Here is a 17,161-nt window from a genome sequence, read left to right as displayed (position 1 = left end):
ACTCCCGACCGGGACCAGCAGGATTCTCTCACGGAAAGGCGAATACCTATTACGATCTTTCGTACAGGAAGAAATCGGAAATAGGGTAAAGGAGATGCACGATGAGCCGACTGGAACAGATTCTCGCCGCCAACCGTGAATTCATGCGGCGCTTACCCGAGGAGTTTGTCCATTCCGACTGCGCTCCTGTGACGAAGACGCCGAGCCGGGGCTTGGCCATCTTCACATGCATGGATACGCGGCTCGTGGACTTTCTTGAGCCTGCCATGGGCATCCGTCGCGGTGAGGCGAAAATGATTAAAAACGCCGGCAACTCGGTGACCGGCCCTTTTGAAGCGACGATCCGCAGCCTCGTGGTTGCCATCTTTGAACTGGGTGTGGAAGAGGTCATGGTCATCGGCCATAAGGACTGCGGGATCGCGAACACGTCCGCCGAAGGGTTAAAGTCCAAGATGCTGGCTCGCGGCATCTCGCCCGATGCCCTCTATATGGTCGATCAGGAACTCACCTCCTGGATCGATCGGTTCCACCACCCCTGCGAAAACGTGCGCGAGGTTGTCGCCCGCATCCGCACCAACCCCTTGATCCCCAAAGATGTCCCCATCCATGGCCTCATGTTTGATCCCCAGTCGGGAGAGATTGAGATCCTAGTCGACGGCTATGAGGGGGTCGCAAAATAAGATCAGAAAAGGGCCAACCGCTGCGGTTGGCCTTTTTTGATGCTCGCGCTCACCCGGGATCCCGACGATTTTCCAGCATCCTTGCAAGCAATTGTTCGTACGAAATTCCGGTAATCACCGGTAATCGCGGTTGACGAACTTGGTGAACTCCTTCAGGAAGCCCAGTTCCACCGAACCGACGGGGCCGTTCCGGTGCTTGGCGATGATGATCTCGGCGATGCCCTTCTTCTCCGTATCGGGGATGTAATACTCCTCGCGGTAGATGAACATGACCATATCGGCGTCCTGCTCGAGGGCGCCCGATTCGCGCAGGTGGCTCAGGTTCGGCTTCTTGTCTGTCGTCTGTTCCACCGAACGGGAGAGCTGCGAGAGGGCCACGACAGGCACGTTCAGTTCGCGGGCCAGGGCTTTCAAGGAGCGGGAGATCTCGGAGATCTCCTGCTGCCGGTTTTCCGAACGCCGGCCGCCGCCGCCGCCCTGCATCAACTGCAGGTAGTCGATGACGATGAGGCCGAGATTTTTCTCCGTTTTAAGGCGCCGGCACTTGGCCCGCATCTCCATGACGGTGATGCCGGCCGTGTCGTCGATGTAGATGGGCGCGTCCGACAAGGGGGGAATGGCGTTGGTCAACGTGTCCCAGTCCTGTTCGGTCAAGGCGCCGGTGCGCAGCCGCTGCTGGTCCAGAAGCGCCTCCGACGCGAGCATCCGCTGGACCAACTGTTCCCGCGACATTTCGAGGCTGAAGAGGGCCACAGGCACCTTGTCCCGGACGGCGGCGTTTTGGGCGATGTTCAGGCAGAAGGCCGTCTTCCCCATGGCCGGCCGGGCGGCGACGATGATCAGGTCTGACGGCTGGAGACCGGAGGTCATCCGGTCCAACTCCCGGAAGTGGGTGGCCACGCCGGTCACGTCGCCCTTGCGGTTGTAGAGGTGCTCGATGTGGTCCAGGGTGGCCACCAGGACATCCCGCAGGGGGACCATGCCGTCGCGGGCTTGGCGCTGGGCGATATCCAGGAAGGCCTGCTCCGCCTCGTCGAGCAGTTGATCCACTTCTTCGGCGCCGTCATAGCCCTTCTGGGTGATGCGGGTGGAGGCGCGGATGATCTGGCGAAGCAGGGACTTTTCAGCGACGATCTTGGCGTAATGCTCCACGTTGGCCGCTGTCGGCACCACGTTCCCCAGTTCGATCAGGTAGGGGATGCTGCCGACCCGCTCCAGGTTCCCCGTCTGCCGGAGTTCCTCCGTCAGTGTGACCAGGTCGACGGCCTCGCCCCTTTGGGAGAGGGTTTGCAAGGTGCGAAAGACGGTTTGGTGGGCTTCTTTGTAGAAGTCCTCCGGCTTCAGCAGTTCTGTCGCCTTGTAGACGGCCTCGGCGTCTAAGAGCATGGCGCCCAGCACCGACTGTTCGGCTTCGATATTTTGGGGAGGCAGGCGGTCAAATAGGCTGCTCATGGCGTTTGTATGTACTCCCTCCGCGCATCAAAAAGCGGGCAAACCCGGGACGTTTCGGCCCGGGTTTTTGCTATGGTGTCGACGCTTTCTATTGTCCTATGGCCGCCGGATGGATGTCAATATGACCCTTCGCGCCGCCTGGTCGATGGCATCCCTTTTTACGATGCTTGTCCCGTCGAGACGACGGCGGGACCCGCCTGGATCAGGGCCAAGGCCTCGTCGACGGTTTCCACGGCGATGACCTCGATGCCGGTCAGGCCGGAGGGGACATCCTTTTCGTTTTCTTTGGGGATGAGGACACGGCGGATGCCGGCCTGGCGAGCGCCGTAGATCTTTTCAAAAATCCCGCCGACGGCTTTGACGCCGCCGCGCAGGGAGATCTCGCCGGTGACGGCCACGTCCTGCCAGAGGGGAAGCTCCTGGATGGCCGAGTAGACGGAGAGGAAGATGGCCAAACCGGCCGATGGGCCGTCGATGTTCCCGCCGCCGACGACGTTGACATGGAGGTCAAAATCGGCCAATTCCTTCCCGGCGAGGCGACGAAAGACGGAGGCCGCATTGAAGACGGAGTCTTTGGCCATGCTGCCGGCCGTGTCGTTGAAGCGGATATGGCCTTTGCCCTCGCCGTTGGCGGGGAAGGCGACCGCTTCGATCTCCAGCACGGAACCGACGAAGCCGGCGACACCAAGGCCGAAGATGCGACCCGCTTCCGCCTTGTGTTCGCCCTTGCGGGTCACATAGGGGCTGAGGCGGGCCGTGCGCAGCACTTCGAGGACATCGTCACAGGTGACGCCTATCAACGGCGTCTTTTCCTCATCACCGTTCTCTCCTCCCGCTTCGGCCTCTTCGCGACGGAAGAGGGCGAGACCATAGGCGTCGGCCAGGAGATTGACCGCCTTGCGGCCTTCGATGGTGTATTCGGCGATCAGTTCGGCCACACCGGTTTCGAGGCGAACCTCCAGGCGCTGGCCTGCATTTTCGATGATGTCTTTGATGTCGGACGGGGTGAGGGGCTCAAAGAAGATCTCGGCGCAGCGGGAGCGCAACGCCGGGTTCAACTCCCCCGGGCCGCGGGTGGTGGCCCCGACGAGGATGAAGTCGGCCGGCGCGCCCTCATCAAAGATCTTTTTGATCCACTGGGGCACGTTCGGGTCAAGGGGATCGTAATAGGCCGAGTCGAAGCTGACGCGCTTGTCTTCCAGGACCTTGAGCAGCTTGTTGAGCAGCATGGGGTCCATCTCGCCGATCTCATCGATGAAGAGGACGCCGCTGTGGGCGTCGCTGACGAGGCCCAATTTGGGTTCGGGGATGCCCGTGTCGGCCAGATCGCGCCGGGCGCCCTGGTAGATGGGGTCATGGACAGAGCCCAGGAGCGGGTTGGTCACCTCCCGGGGGTCCCAGCGCAGGGTGGTGCCATCCACCTCGATGAAGGGCGCCTCCTCCGGGAAGGGGGTGACGCTCCGTCCCTTGGCGGCCTGGAAGGCCAACCGGGCCGCTGTCGTCTTGCCGACGCCGGGCGGTCCGTAGCAGAGGATGTGCTGGGGATAGGGGGAGGCCAGCTTGGAGAGGATGGCCTGGACGGCCCGCTCCTGCCCCACCACCTCGTTCAACTGCTGCGGCCGCAACATCTCCATGGCCGAACGGGCCAGGGTGACGTTGTTCATCTTCTCCAATTGGGCCAGGCGCTTGAGGGTCTGGGCGTTCTCGGGGCCGCCCGTCTCCTTCAGCACCTGCATCTTGATCTCGCGCATGTACTCCTCGTGGCGCTCCTGCATCTTGTCGGCCACGAGCTTTTCCAGTTTGTCCTCGACGGAGCGCCGGGCGATGATGCCGGCGATCTCGTCTTCGATCTCGTTGAGGATCTGGGGGATCTCCTTGGCTGTCGGCGGTTTCTGCGGCGCCGGTCCGTGCAGGACCAGGCGCTGCAAGGCCCAGACGCGCTCCTCCAGTTGGTTGGAACGCATCAGCGGCAGGATCTCCAGCTTGCTCGCCCGCAACACCAGTTTATCGGCGCCATAGATGTCGGAGAGGGTGCCGAAGAGCGCGTCGACCTGATGGGCCAGCAAATCCTCATCGGAACGGCGGCTGATCAGTTGGCTCAACCTCGTCCGGTTCAAGGTCTCCATAATTTTTTTCATGAATGCTGTCGTTGCTCCTTCCTGCGGAAAAAAACCTCCCCATTGGTCAACCCCGCAACAGCAAGGTGACGGTGGCGCAGGGAAAATGGGATGAGCCCACAGGATAGTTATTCGCTGACGACGTCGACTTTGAGTTCCACCGACACGGCAGGGTGAATTTTAACGGTGATGGGGTAAACCCCCAGCGTCTTGATGGGCTGTTTCAGTTCATACTTGCGCTTGTCCACTTTGAGGCCGAACTGCTTTTCCACCGTCTCGGCGATCTCCTTGTTGGTGACAGCGCCGAACAGGCGGCCGCCCTCGCCGGCTTTGGTGCCGACCTTGACGGTGATGCCCGCCAGTTTGGCGCCCAGTTCCTTGGCGTCGATCAGTTCCTGCTCTTTTTTCTTCGCCTCGATCGCTTTCAGCCGCTCCAGGTTCTTCAGGTTCGCCGGCGTCGCTTCAATGGCCAGCCCGCGCGGCAGAACGAAGTTGCGTCCATATCCCTCGGCCACATCGACGATGTCGCCTTTTTTTCCTAAGTTTTTTACATCTTGCTGCAAGATGACTTTCATGTTCGTTCCTCCTCAAAAATGTCCTCTATCCAATGTATCGCATCTGTCGACACATATCTATAGGTGTCGGCCAGATGTCTGCTTTTTCGCCTATCTCGTTGGCGTCAGCCTTAGCGCTTGCCCTCCCGCTTAACAGCGGTGTCAGCGCCCTCGGCCGGGTGGTCGCGCTCAGCCAGCGCTTTTTGCTCTTTTTGCTGATCCAGGTAGGCGCCGATGGCGGCGAGGAGTTTTTCCTTCGCCTCGGCCAGGGTGAGTCCGGCCAGTTGGGCGCCGGCGATGGTCAGGTGACCGCCGCCGCCGAGCCGCTCCAAGATGGCGTGCACATTGACTTCGCCCTGGGAGCGGGCCGACACGGCCGTCCCCTTCGGGAAGGGCCGCAGGACGAATGAGGCCTGGATCCCCTCCACCTCGAGCAGTTCGTCGGCGGCCTGGGCCGAGATGACGGTGGCGCACGGCGTCGCTTCCGCTTGAACGCCGATGGCGATGTGGCCGAAGTGGACTTCCGCCCCGCCGATGATGGCCGCCCGGCGGACGACCGTCTCCATGGGATCGCGCAGGATCGTCTGGACAAGCTGCGGGTCGGCGCCGGAGCGCCGCAGGTACGAGGCGGCCTCATAGGTCCTCGCCCCGGTCATGAAAACGAAATGCTTCGTGTCGACGGTGATGCCGGCCAAGAGCGCCGAAGCGGCGATTTTGCCCAATTCCAGGTCTTCTTTGAGGTATTGGAGGATTTCCGCCACCAGTTCACAGGTCGACGAGGCATAGGCCTCCAGGTAGACGAGGCTGGTTTTTTCGATAAACTCCTCGCCGCGGCGGTGATGATCGATGATGACCACGTGGCCGGCGCGGTCCAAGAGGCTGCGATCGGGAAGCAGCGAGGGCTTGTGGGTGTCCACCACGACCAGCAGCGTCCCGGCATTGACAAAGTCCGGCGCCTCTTCCAGGGACACCAGCGTTTTGTCCAACTCGGCGCTGGCCTGCACATAGGGCATCAGCCGGTCCAGTGCGCCGCCGCGGGTGTCGAGAACGACGGAGACGGGCTTGTCGAGGGCGGCGACGGCGCGGGAGAGACCGATCGCAGCGCCGGCGGCGTCGAGGTCGGCCTGTTCATGGCCCAGGATGACCACGTTATCGGCCCCCAGGATCAAGGCCCGCAGCGACTTGGCCACGACGCGGGCGCGCACGCGGGTGCGCTTTTCCACGGCCTCCGTGTTGCCGCCGTAGAAGTAGACCCGCTCGGCCGACTTGACGACCACCTGGTCGCCGCCGCGCTCCATGGCCAGGTCGACGCCGTTCCGGGCCAACCGGCCCAGATCGGCCATCGAATCCTCGCCGACGCCGAGGCCGATGCTGAGGGTGATGGCGATGCGGTTTTCCAGCCGGATCGCCCGGATGCGATCGAGAACATCGAAGTTGTGGGCCTGACAGATCCGCAAGCCGGATCCGGTCATCAGCAGCACGTAGCGGTCTTCGGACACCTTGCGGATGTAGCCTTCAAAGCCCAGCGCCCACTCGTTGAGCAGCTTGTCGATCTCGGCGGCGACGGCGAACTTGTTCTCATCCTCCAGCGGCGCCATCGCCTCGTCGAAGTTGTCGATGATGCAGAGACCGATGACCGGACCTTCCTCGCGGGCGGCCCGTTGTTCGTACTCGGTCACATCGTCAAAGGCCAGCAGGCGTCGCCCTTCTTCCGGTCCGGAACGGAGCGAGACCTTGATCTGCCGGTCGCGGATGACGAGGCGGCTGGCCACCAGTTCGGAAAAGCCGGAGTTTTTCTTGAAGTGCAGTTCCGGGAGATGGCTGCGCAGTTTCCCCTTGAAGCGATACCCCTCGCGGCCGAGCATGCGGGCGAACTCGGGATTGTGCCACAACAGGGCGCCGTTGCTGTCGATATAGACGAGACCGAGGGGCAGGTGGGCCAACAGGTCAGCGCCCGATGACTCCAGTTGTTCCTGCAAGTGATTCAGCCGCGTTTCCGCTTGTCGCCGCCAGCGGTAGGCGCTTTCAACGGCGAAAAAGAGCACGCCGACCAGCAGCGCCGCCACCGCGCCCGCGATGGCGCGGTGCACCGGGGCGAGGATGGCGATGAGCACTCCGGCGCCGGCGACGGCGGGAATGGCGAGCAGCCAAAAGGAGAGGCGCGATTTCATTCCGGGAAGCATACCCTCTTCCCCCATCCGGCGCTTCAAGCGCCCTGGATTTTGTCCATCTTGGCGCGGTAGTCAAAGACCAGATCGAAGAGACCGACGGTGGCCACAAAGGTGAGCGCCAACGATGGAAACAGAAAAATCAGCACAGCCACGATGGAGAGGACGAAGGGCGACAGGACGTATTTGTTGAGCAGATAGGCGACGACGGCGAAGCCCAGGATCAGCAGCACCGGGTAACAGATATAGAGGACGTTGATCCCGGCGGTCCCCAGCGCGGGGATTTGCCAATAGTCCCCCGCCAGGGCGGCGGCGAGGCCGGCGATGACCACCCAAACGGCCTGCCAAGGGAGACGCCACTCCCGAAAGGGAGGCTGCGCCGTAACCGGTTGCCCGATGCGCCGGAGCATCCACCGGGAGAGGAGCAGGTTCGTCGCCGCCGTCAGCATGGCGTAGGTGACAAGGATGCTGGGAAACATCTGCTTAAAAAACAAGATGATCGACGAGAACAACACCCGCACACTTTCTTCGGTGACGCCCTGCTCGCCGTACTTCTCGAAGAGTCCGGCGCTCCGGTACATCTCGATGACGGCATTGGGGATGCTGTCCACCTGCTGGGACAAGCTCTCCGGCGTGAGACCGGTCAAGACGAAGAAAAGGGCCAGGAAGGCGACAAAGGACAGGGCGACGACGACGGCGCCGCCGAAAAAGGCGCGAATCGTCGACCAGCCGTGCCGGAAGGCGATCCCGTAAATGAGTCCCAAACCACCGAACTGGATCAGCAGGATCAGCGCCGTGGAGATTCCCGCCATCAGGGCGATAACGGTGATGGCCGCCGCCAAGGTCACCACCCCGACAGTCCAGCCGTTGCGGGCGATGGCGACGACGATGGGGATGGTCCAAATCAGGTTGGTCAACAGCGAAAAAGGGGGGATGAATACACCCAAGAGCGCCAAAACAGCCGTCAAGGCCGCCAGCATGGCCCCCTCCATCATTCCACGAATCGGCATTCTCTCACCTCAATATGGACAATTCGGGGATTACGCCGCAATTTCCTTCCCCGCCCTGCGCAAAAAGGGGAGCCACGCTGCTCCCCTTGCGGATTTATGTGGATGCGACAGGTATTTTGCCACACCAGGACCGGATTTACCCATGGAGTTGCGGTCAGGGCACAGGGATCGTCAGCGGCCAGGCCTGTGGATGCATGGTCTCGCCAGAGTCCCAGATCAGGACCCTGACCAGGTAGGCTTTATCCTGTTGGTAGGCCACTTGGTCAAAAGACACATTTGCCATCCCATTGCCGGCGATGTCTTGCTGCGTCGTGGACACCGGAACGCCATCGGCCAAGAGGGTGAAGAGCGCCTTCGCCGGCGCCGATTCGGCCGAAGCCCCCGTCACGTAGACGGGCACATGGATGTGACCGCCCGTCACCGACACACTGCTTGGATTGACCGTGAAGCGATAAGCGCGCGCAGGTCCGACGGCAACGAAGGCGGCAACCGATTTTCCGCCATACTCCGCCCGGATCAGCGCCGTTCCCTGTTCATGGGCGATCACCCGGCCCGATGCGTCCACCGAGGCCACGGCGGGGTTCGAAGAGGAGTAGGTCGCAACCTGCGATTTATCCAGGCTCGACCCGTCGTTGTACTTCGCTGTCAACCCCGTCTGGTGGGCATCGCCGGGACCGATCGCATAGGCGTACGAATCGAGCGTCCCCGCTCGCAGCCCGAACCCTTTTTGCGCCTGTTTCTGAGGTCCGGCGACACTCCAGTTGCCTGCCGCATCGCCGGCTTGCACGGCAAAGGTATAGACGGAACCTGGCAACAGGTTCGTGATCGTCGCTTCCCCCGTGTTGGCGACGGTGTTCTCAACGAGGCCGTTCTTATACAGGCGGTAATTCGTCACGCCGACATTGTCACTCGCTGCCGGCCAGGTGATTTTTACGCTGGTCTCATTGATGTCGGTGACCGTAAGCTCCCCTCCAGACCAGACGGGGGCGCTGTCATCGTTCCGCGCTGAAAACAATGGGCCTGTGTACATAAGAATATCGTCCCAGCTATTGCTGTCCCCAGGCGCCAAGTTGGTGGCGCCGGAGGAAAAAACCACATTGCCGTTCGCGACGATAACGGGATCTGCGCTCGATCCGTCGCCCAGTCCCCCGGAGGGGGTCTTGCTGATGCAGGTGGTTTCTCCTGTCTGCCGGTCGTGAACAAAGCTGTTCAGGTAGCCGTTGGTGTTCCCCGTCACCAGTGTCGTCGCGCCGGAATCGAAGGTCACATAGCGTCCATCGGGACTGATGCTTCGGACGAAGCTGTACGTGTCCCCCTGCGCGCCATTGGAAGCCACATTGACCCGGGTGGTCACGCCGTTGAGCACATCACGGACAAACACATCCCCTTGTTCGTTCGTATCCCCGCTCACCAGGTTGGTGGCTTCCGAATCGAAGGCCACAAACCGGCCGTCGGCGTTGATTCTGGATCCCGATCTGCTGCCGCGATTGCCCTGGCTTCCGTCACTGGCGACGCTGACGAGCGTGGTGGCGCCTGTTTGCCTGTCATGGAGGAAAACGTCTCCCGCCGCGTTATTGTCGCCGGCAACCAGATTGGTGGCGTCAGAGGAATAGGTCACAAACCGCCCGTCGGCGTTGATGCTCGGGCAGCTGCTGTTGCCGTCGCTCTGGGCGCCGCCAGAAGCGACGCTGACCCGGCCCGTCTCCCCATTGACCAGATCGCGCACATACACATCGCAGACCCCATTCGTGTCGCCGGCGACCAGGTTGGTGGCGGGCGAGTCGAAAGCCACCCGCTTGCCGTCGGCGCTGATCACAGGATCATCGCTATCGCCGTCCGCCTGGGCGCCTGTCGTGGAGACACTGACCCGCGTCGTGTGACCGCTCAATTTGTCATAAAGAAAAATGTCGCTCTTGTTGTTGCTGTCGCCGCTTACCAGGTTCGTGGCGTACGATCGATAGACCACGCGGTTGCCATCGGCGCTAATGGAGGGGTAGTCGCTGTCTCCGTCTCCCTGAACGCCTTCAGAAGAGACGCTCACCCGGATCGTTTCTCCCGTCTGCCGGTCGCGCAAAAAAACGTCCCTTGAATTGTTGGTATCGCCGCTGACGAGGTTATCGGCCGAGGAGGAGAACGCGACGTATCGCCCATCGGCGCTGGCGCAGGGATTTTGGCATGAGTCGTCGCCCTGCATCCCGTCGCTGGAGAGGCTCACGACTTGCAAGTCGCTTGGCGGCGGCGGAAACTGGGTATATTCCAGAGAGTACAGGCTCGTTCCGGAATCGGTATAGGCAACCAAGAAATTGTTGTCATGGGGATTGTACGCCACCGAGGCCCCAACTTCTCTCTCTGTCGTCGCTTGGATCACCCGGTTGGCGGCGCTGCTTCCCCCAGCGGGATCCAACGAACCGTCGGCGTTGACCAGTTGACCGTAGATGTCCTGGTTCGTGGACGTGTTTCGCTCGTCGCTCCAAACAACCAAAAACTTCTGATCGGTGCTGTTAAACGCGACAGCGGGGTTTGACTGGTTATTGGGCGCAGTGCTAATCGGAAGGTCAGGCAGTGAAGCAGGCGGTGAACTGCTGCTGACACTGATCAGCTTTCCGTAAATATCCTGACTTCCGTAATCTCCCTGCTGCCAAACCACCAAAAACCGGTGATTCATATCATCATAAGCCAAGGCCGGATCGTACTTCTCCTCGGCAGAGGTCGAGATGGGCATATTGATCGCGCTCGCCGGTCCGGCTAAGGCGCCGTCGGCGTTAACAAACTGACCGTAGATATCGTTGTGGTGGAAACTGCGAAAATCCTGCCAGACCACCAAGTACTTTTCGTTTTGGCTGTCAAAGGCCACAACAGGGTCATATTGATTCGCCGTCATGTAGACATCATCCTGATCACCGTTGTTACAGATGACGAAGTTCCCGCCCCGAAGCGTTCCGTCCCCATTGAGCAACTGCCCATATATATCGTAGCTCCGGTACCCGGCGGGCTGATCGCGGTCATCCTCCCACACCACCAGGTAACGGTGGTTGATCGGGTCATAAGCGACAGCGGCATGCTGATCTGTGGGGATGGCATACACGTCCGTGACCACTGTGGTGTTGCCCAAAGGGGAACCGTCGCTCGCGCGAATGAATTGACTGGCGATCACATTCTTAAAGCCATTTTCATCGTTGATATAACTGGGCCATGCCGCGAGAAAGCTGGGGGTATCAACGCCGTAAACACCGCGAACGACAGATACCGATTCATCATTTGGATCGGGGAACCCGATGGCCTCACTGATCGGAAACCCAGCGCCATTCACGAGCGCCCCCTGGGCGTCGATAAGATTGCCTACTAACTTTTGCCCGGAATAGCCAATATTGGTGTACAGGCTGAGGTATCGGTTCGCTTGGGGGTCATAGGCGATGGCCGGCATCCGGTCTCCCGGCGTGGCGGTGCCGTACGCCGCAAAGGCCAATTGGATCTCCCGTTGTTCCGGGTCGACGCCGATCTCGGAAAAGGGGATGGCAAACTCGTACACCTTGTGCTGGTACGCCACCTTGTCGGTGTATACAAAACCGGGCCGACCCCAGGTAGCTTCCGGCACAGACACCTTATAGGCTTTCAGCCCCGCCGGCGTTTTTACATATACCTTCGTATAATCCTTATCCCCATCCATGGTGTTGTCCGGCGTAAAGTCGATGGCGACATAGAGGTTCTGTTCATCGTTCATGACCCAGGCATAGGTGTAGCCCGGCGGATGACCGGAGCCTGGTGTGACGTATTCCTTGATGAACGGCGCGCTTTGATCGACCTCGCTGATATCGCCGTCAACCGTCAGGCGGCCCTTGACCGAGCCCATGTTGTAGGCGTAGAAAGCGGAGTCGACGGTCATTTCCCGGTATGTATTTTCCAGCGGGAACTGAAAGGGCGTCTTGCTGATCGTAGCGGTTTCAATTCTGCCGCTGATCGCGATGATTGAATCGCTCCGACCGGCGGGAAAGGTCACTTCCAGACCGTTTTCCGGGAGTTCCAACACATCGTCGTCTTGTTGGCTCAGTTTTTTTAGCGCCAGGCTGTTTGGGGATGTCGTTGCGGAAGGAGAAAGTCCGCCCAACTGCGCCGCATCGAGATGGGCGCTCCCGCCGCCGTGTTTTGTCAGGCGAATGCTCACCGGCGCCTTTGGATCAGGGAGAAGGGCGGCCAGATTGGCGCGGCCTGCACGCAGATATTGGTCAAAGGGTATCTTTACGGCATACACCCAATTTTCGCCGTCTTTTACTTCGATGGCGATATCGCCATTGGGGCTGGCTGTTTCGGAGGCCCTGTAACCCACCGGCAGTTGTTCACTGTCCTGCGCGAATCCAGTTGGGCATAGGCCCGCAAGGCTCAGCAGGCTGAGCAACACGGACAGCCCTACAGTCAGGCTTGCGAAATGTTTCTTTTTCATTGCCGCAACTCCCCTGATCTTTTTTATACCATCATTTTACTATCGATGTCTGGACACCATCAATGAGAATACTAACAATTTAGAAAATATTCGACAGGAAGGATCGTGCCCCTTTGACCGGTTTGACATGGGGCCGGTTTCTGGTATACGCTGAACCCAGCTTGAGCGTTCACCCGCTCACGCTGGACCTACCGCCTTTTCTTGAGGAGGACCATCATGGATTTTACCGCCATTGACTTTGAAACCGCCAACAGCGCCCGCAACAGCGCTTGCGCCATCGGCCTCACCGTCGTGGCCGGCGGCAAGGTCGCAGAAAGCTGCTCCTGGCTGATCCGGCCGCCGGTGCTCTACTTTCCCTTTACATACATCCACGGCATCACGGCCGAACAGGTGAAGGACGAGCCCACCTTCGACATGCTCTGGCCCACTTTGCGCCCCTACCTGCAAGGTCAACTGCTGGTGGCTCACAACGCGACCTTTGATAAGAGCGTATTGGAGAACACCCTGCGACACTACGGCCTTTCGCTTCCCGATGCCCGCTATATCTGCTCTGTGGAGACCGCGCGAAAGACCTGGCCGTCCCTGCGCAACCACAAGCTGAACACGGTGGCGGAATTCCTCGGCGTGCAACTGAACCACCACGACGCCTGTGATGACGCCTATGCGTCGGCGCAGATCGTCCTCCAGTCGTTGCGGGTTCATAAGATGACATCCGTAAACGGGCTCATTCAAAAACTCTCGCTGAAGACATATCTGACAAAACCAGAGGAAACCGGCATGAGTCCAACGTTATCCGGTGGAGCCCCTGTTATCGGTTAAACAAAAAAACGCGTAGCGTGGTCATCGTTCTGATCTGATCCGCTCCATCCAGACCCTCCCGCTAAAAAAGGGCTTGCGCCTATACGACAATGCATAGGCACAAGCCCTTTTTTTACAAAAGTTTCGTCATAGAATACATGTATCCTCGCCAACCGAGTTCTACCGGTGTCCGGTTCCCTCTGATCGCCTGTTAGAACGGCAGATCGTCTTCTCCCGGCGGATCGGGGAAGGAGATCTCGCTGCCGAAGGAGCCGCTGCCGCCATAACCGCCCCCTGCTGGCGCGCCGAAACCGGAGGCTCCTCCGCTTCCGTACCCGCCGCCTGCGGCTGAACCGCCATAACCGCCAGCCCCAGCGCCCATGCCGGCGCCGGCAGCAGCGCCTGCGCCGCCCTGCCCTTCGCCGCGTTCGAGGAACCGCACCGTATCGGCGACAACCTCGACGACAGAGCGCTTCTGCCCTGACTGTTGGTCCGTCCAGGAACGGGTTTGCAGGCGACCGTCGATGGCCACGAGACGGCCCTTATGTAAGTACTGGGAACAGGTGACCGCCTGTTGGTTCCACACGTTGACGGTAAACCAGTCGGTAACCTTTTCAGCGCCCGCCTGGCGCTGGTTTGACGACTGGGGACGGTCGACGGCGATGCTGAAGGAGCAAACGGGTGTGCCGCTGTTGGTGTGCCGCAGCTCCGGATCCCTGCCGAGACGGCCGATGAGGATTACCCGGTTCAACATGGCAATTTCTCCTTTTCATTCCATTTATTTTCAATTTTATCATCTGATTCGATGGGAAGCAACGGCCTTCCGCAAATTCTACGATGATCCCTGGCCGTTTCGGTCGGCTCGATCACACGTTAAAGCGGAAGTGGACCACGTCGCCGTCCTTCATGACATACTCCTTGCCTTCGAGGCGCTGGACGCCCTTTTCACGAGCCGCCGTCTGGCTGCCGCAGCTCACCAGATCATCATAGGCCGTCACCTCGGCCCGGATGAAGCCGCGCTCAAAATCGGTGTGAATGACACCGGCCGCCTGGGGCGCCTTCGTCCCGCGGGTGATCGTCCAGGCGCGGACCTCTTGCACACCGGCGGTGAAGTAGGTGATCAGTCCCAACAGGGTGTAGGTCTCCCGGATCAGCCGATCGAGACCTGATTCTTCCAGGCCCAGATCCTCCAGGAAAACAGCGCGCTCCTCCGGATCGGTCAACTCAGCGATCTCCGCTTCGATCTTGGCGCAGATGACGACGACGCCGGCGCCTTCGCGCTCTGCCCGGGCGCGCACCTCCTGGACCAGCGGGTTGTCCGCCTTGCCCACGTCCTCTTCAGAGACGTTGGCCACGTAGAGGAGGGGCTTGCTCGTCAACAAAAACTGGTTGCGGACGATCTCGGCCTCTTCCGGCGTCCAGTCGATGGACCGGGCCGGTTTCTCGTCTTCAAAGGCGGCCCGCAGTTTCTGCAGCACAGTCATCTCTTCCTGGGCTTTCTTCTCGCCCGATTTGAGCATCTTTTGCACCCGATCCATGCGGCGTTCCACCGTCTCCAAGTCGGAGAGGATCAGTTCGAGCTCTATCGTGTCGATGTCCCGCAAGGGTGACACCTTGCCATCGACGTGCGTCACGTCGGGATCTTCGAAACAGCGAACCACATGGATCACGGCGTCCACCTCGCGGATGTGGGACAGGAACTTGTTGCCAAGCCCTTCGCCCTTGGAGGCGCCCCGGACCAGACCAGCGATATCAACAAACCGCACAACAGCGGGAACCACCCGGTTCGGTTTGACCATTTCGGTCAGCTTGTCCAACCGGGGATCGGGGACCTCCACCACGCCCACGTTCGGTTCGATGGTGCAGAAGGGATAATTGGCGGCCTCCGCGCCCGCCTTGGTGATGGCATTGAACAAGGTGGATTTGCCCACGTTGGGCAACCCGACGATACCCGCCTGGACCGGCACAACGATCAACTCCCGATGAAATTTACACTTTGCCACCGTTTAGTTTAGACCAAGGCCTGGGGGATTGCAAGACCGGCGCAAGGGAGAAGCGAGAAGCCGGTGGACGCGGACATTCGGGCGCAAAATACGGTGTTGCCGGACGATCGCTTGCGGCATAGGTTGTGCTGAGAACCCTTTTGGGGAGGTGCAACCATGGCCAAGCAAAGCAGTTCCGACTGGTTCGGCAAGTTGGACCGCTGGAAGGACTATCTGGAAGACGACAAGGGGCAGGTCCTCCTTGTGCTGGGAATCATCGTGTTGTTTGTTGTCTTCGGCTCCATCTTCAAGGACGATTGAATATTTGCGATAAGGGATGTCTTTGACAGGCGATCCTTTTTTTTGATGACGTTTTTTTACGACATTTTTAAGAGAATTTAAGTCCATCTCCCTATCGGTTATAGTACAATAATCGTGACATCTCCTGTATCAATCGCTGCGCAATAAGGAGCTACGATCATGGCCGATGAGCAACACTCTCCTTTTGACGAAGCTTTGAATATTGACAGTCTCTCCCTCGCCGATCTGGAGGCGGATTTGCAACGCCTTGAGGAAGCATCGGCTTCCCCGGAGACGGCGTCACCGCCGTCCGATGAATCCCTTAGCCCCGCTGGCGCTGGTGATGTTTATCCCGAAGGCGGGGATTTCGCCACCGCCCCGGGAGAAACCCCCGGCAGTTCGAGTGAACTCACGGGGCCGAGCGCATCAGAAGCGGCGGAATCGAACGGTTCAACTGGGCTAGACGCCCTGGGTGGATTGGATGGGTTAGACGGCTTGGGTAGCTTGGATGGCTTGGATGGCTTCGGGGGGCTCGGTGGGATCCCCAGCGCGCTGGACGGACCCTCCGATGGTCTCGAAGCCCTGACTGGCATCAGGGGCTCCTCTGACAGCTCATCCCGCGACCCTCTCAGTGAGGGCCTTGGTGACGTCCTTGGCGCAGACCTCGGCGCGCCTATCGGCGTTGCTTCCGGCGCCGTTGCCGCCGCTGCCCCCGCCATCGCCAATGCCGCCGCCGATCCGGCCGCGCCAACGGCAGAATCGGGCAACGCGCCGCCGGCGACGCGGACCGGCTTTGTTGCCGGCGTGACTTCGACACTGCGCCAATGGCCGGCCCAACTCTTCAAAAGCCGTTGGGTCGCCTACGGCCTCGCCGCGGCGCTCCTGATCCCCCTGGGGGCGGGCCTGATCTGGGGCCTGAACCGCGCCTGGGACCACTACCTGACCCCGCCGGAAGCCTACCCGCCGGAACGCCTGGCTGAATACACCCAGGCGGCCAAGGTGGTGCGGACCCATATACAGGGGGACTTTACCCGTTTGGGACAAGCCATTACCACAAACGATAAGCACCTCATCGAGGAGGCCCTCACCGACGCCTCTCCCCGCCGTGACGATGCGGAACAGGCGATCCACGACTGGCAGGGTTTCTTTTCCCGCTACAAACAGTTTGAAAAGCCGGAGTTCAATATCCGCGTCTTTCTCGTGCGCGATGTGGCGATCGAGCCCCACGACAATACGGTGGAAGCCGTCGCCGATGTGAGCACCTTCAGCTCTTACCAGGTCAACAACCGGCGACTGGAAAAAAGCGTCGACTATGAGTTATGGGTGCGGCTGGTCTACAAAGACGGTCATTGGCGTCTCGACGACTACCGGAATGTCGGGGAAGGAACGGCCGGACACACCGGCGGCGACCAGGGAAGCCGGACGGCTGCTGTCGCCCCTTCGGTCCACCCGCCCGGCGACAAGGCCGCTGTCGCCGCTGCCAAGGGGAGCAACGACGGCAGCCCCCTCGATCGCCTCCTTTTCCGGGACAGGGGACGCGACGACAGCGCCAACCGTGTCGCCGACGCGACACCGGCGGGCACGGCAGGCCGCCTCTTCCGCCCGCTCCCAGCGGATCTCCGCAGCCGTCTCGAACAGCAATAAGGCCAGTTTCTTGCGATC

At 60.5% G+C, this 17,161-nt stretch carries 12 protein-coding genes; 4 read left to right on the top strand and 8 right to left on the bottom strand.

Annotated features, from left to right (window positions below; genetic code table 11):
* The first annotated feature begins 101 nt into the window (after positions 1-101).
* Positions 102-680, top strand: a complete 579-nt coding sequence (locus GTO89_RS14275; RefSeq protein ID WP_161262772.1) for a beta-class carbonic anhydrase — start codon at positions 102-104, stop codon at positions 678-680.
* Between the two features lie 114 nt (positions 681-794).
* On the opposite strand, the gene dnaB is transcribed toward GTO89_RS14275, so the two are convergent.
* The 6 genes from dnaB to GTO89_RS14245 all read right to left on the bottom strand — a co-directional run bounded on the left by dnaB (position 795) and on the right by GTO89_RS14245 (position 12,419).
* Positions 795-2,132, bottom strand: coding sequence for a replicative DNA helicase (dnaB, locus tag GTO89_RS14270; protein WP_161262771.1), 1,338 nt, complete (start codon positions 2,130-2,132; stop codon positions 795-797).
* Positions 2,133-2,290: 158 nt separating this feature from the next.
* Complete coding sequence (gene lonC, locus GTO89_RS14265; RefSeq protein WP_161262770.1) at positions 2,291-4,270, bottom strand: Lon family ATP-dependent protease; 1,980 nt, start codon at positions 4,268-4,270, stop codon at positions 2,291-2,293.
* A 107-nt stretch (positions 4,271-4,377) separates the two neighbouring features.
* Positions 4,378-4,824, bottom strand: a complete 447-nt coding sequence (rplI, locus tag GTO89_RS14260) for a 50S ribosomal protein L9 (protein WP_161262769.1) — start codon at positions 4,822-4,824, stop codon at positions 4,378-4,380.
* A gap of 110 nt (positions 4,825-4,934) precedes the next feature.
* Positions 4,935-6,986 carry a DHH family phosphoesterase gene (locus tag GTO89_RS14255; protein ID WP_161262768.1) on the bottom strand — a complete coding sequence of 684 codons (2,052 nt, stop codon included), beginning with the start codon at positions 6,984-6,986 and terminating at the stop codon, positions 4,935-4,937.
* 23 nt (positions 6,987-7,009) lie between these two features.
* Positions 7,010-7,981 (bottom strand): YybS family protein, encoded by a 972-nt coding sequence (locus GTO89_RS14250; RefSeq protein WP_161262767.1) that lies wholly within the window; start codon positions 7,979-7,981, stop codon positions 7,010-7,012.
* 154 nt (positions 7,982-8,135) lie between these two features.
* Positions 8,136-12,419, bottom strand: coding sequence for a fibronectin type III domain-containing protein (locus GTO89_RS14245; protein WP_161262766.1), 4,284 nt, complete (start codon positions 12,417-12,419; stop codon positions 8,136-8,138).
* Positions 12,420-12,635: 216 nt separating this feature from the next.
* On the opposite strand from GTO89_RS14245, the gene GTO89_RS14240 reads away from it, so the two are divergent.
* Positions 12,636-13,238 (top strand): 3'-5' exonuclease, encoded by a 603-nt coding sequence (locus GTO89_RS14240; RefSeq protein WP_161262765.1) that lies wholly within the window; start codon positions 12,636-12,638, stop codon positions 13,236-13,238.
* A gap of 190 nt (positions 13,239-13,428) precedes the next feature.
* Here GTO89_RS14240 and GTO89_RS14235 read toward each other — a convergent pair whose 3' ends face one another.
* Together GTO89_RS14235 and ychF are read right to left on the bottom strand one after the other, a co-directional pair.
* Entirely contained in the window at positions 13,429-13,971 is a 543-nt protein-coding gene (locus GTO89_RS14235; RefSeq protein WP_161262764.1) for a single-stranded DNA-binding protein, read from the bottom strand.
* 112 nt (positions 13,972-14,083) lie between these two features.
* Complete coding sequence (gene ychF, locus GTO89_RS14230) at positions 14,084-15,184, bottom strand: redox-regulated ATPase YchF (protein ID WP_161262763.1); 1,101 nt, start codon at positions 15,182-15,184, stop codon at positions 14,084-14,086.
* 192 nt (positions 15,185-15,376) lie between these two features.
* Between ychF and GTO89_RS14225 the strand changes: the two genes are divergently transcribed.
* Both GTO89_RS14225 and GTO89_RS14220 read left to right on the top strand, forming a co-directional pair.
* Positions 15,377-15,520 carry a hypothetical protein gene (locus GTO89_RS14225; RefSeq protein WP_161262762.1) on the top strand — a complete coding sequence of 48 codons (144 nt, stop codon included), beginning with the start codon at positions 15,377-15,379 and terminating at the stop codon, positions 15,518-15,520.
* A 159-nt stretch (positions 15,521-15,679) separates the two neighbouring features.
* Entirely contained in the window at positions 15,680-17,143 is a 1,464-nt protein-coding gene (locus GTO89_RS14220) for a hypothetical protein (RefSeq protein ID WP_161262761.1), read from the top strand.
* Positions 17,144-17,161 lie beyond the last annotated feature (18 nt).

Source organism: Heliomicrobium gestii (assembly GCF_009877435.1).
GTDB lineage: Bacteria > Bacillota > Desulfitobacteriia > Heliobacteriales > Heliobacteriaceae > Heliomicrobium > Heliomicrobium gestii.
Note: the sequence above shows the minus strand (reverse complement) of the source record. Positions and strands in the feature narration are given on the sequence as shown.

What these genes read in the sequence shown, in the direction of transcription:
- GTO89_RS14275 (WP_161262772.1), top strand. Translation starts at nt 102, where the DNA reads ATGAGCCGACTGGAACAGATTCTCGCCGCCAACCGTGAATTCATGCGG.
- GTO89_RS14225 (WP_161262762.1), top strand. Translation starts at nt 15,377, where the DNA reads ATGGCCAAGCAAAGCAGTTCCGACTGGTTCGGCAAGTTGGACCGCTGG.
- GTO89_RS14235 (WP_161262764.1), bottom strand. Translation starts at nt 13,971, where the DNA reads ATGTTGAACCGGGTAATCCTCATCGGCCGTCTCGGCAGGGATCCGGAG.
- lonC (WP_161262770.1), bottom strand. Translation starts at nt 4,270, where the DNA reads ATGAAAAAAATTATGGAGACCTTGAACCGGACGAGGTTGAGCCAACTG.
- GTO89_RS14255 (WP_161262768.1), bottom strand. Translation starts at nt 6,986, where the DNA reads ATGCTTCCCGGAATGAAATCGCGCCTCTCCTTTTGGCTGCTCGCCATT.
- GTO89_RS14245 (WP_161262766.1), bottom strand. Translation starts at nt 12,419, where the DNA reads ATGAAAAAGAAACATTTCGCAAGCCTGACTGTAGGGCTGTCCGTGTTG.
- GTO89_RS14240 (WP_161262765.1), top strand. Translation starts at nt 12,636, where the DNA reads ATGGATTTTACCGCCATTGACTTTGAAACCGCCAACAGCGCCCGCAAC.
- GTO89_RS14250 (WP_161262767.1), bottom strand. Translation starts at nt 7,981, where the DNA reads ATGCCGATTCGTGGAATGATGGAGGGGGCCATGCTGGCGGCCTTGACG.
- rplI (WP_161262769.1), bottom strand. Translation starts at nt 4,824, where the DNA reads ATGAAAGTCATCTTGCAGCAAGATGTAAAAAACTTAGGAAAAAAAGGC.
- dnaB (WP_161262771.1), bottom strand. Translation starts at nt 2,132, where the DNA reads ATGAGCAGCCTATTTGACCGCCTGCCTCCCCAAAATATCGAAGCCGAA.
- GTO89_RS14220 (WP_161262761.1), top strand. Translation starts at nt 15,680, where the DNA reads ATGGCCGATGAGCAACACTCTCCTTTTGACGAAGCTTTGAATATTGAC.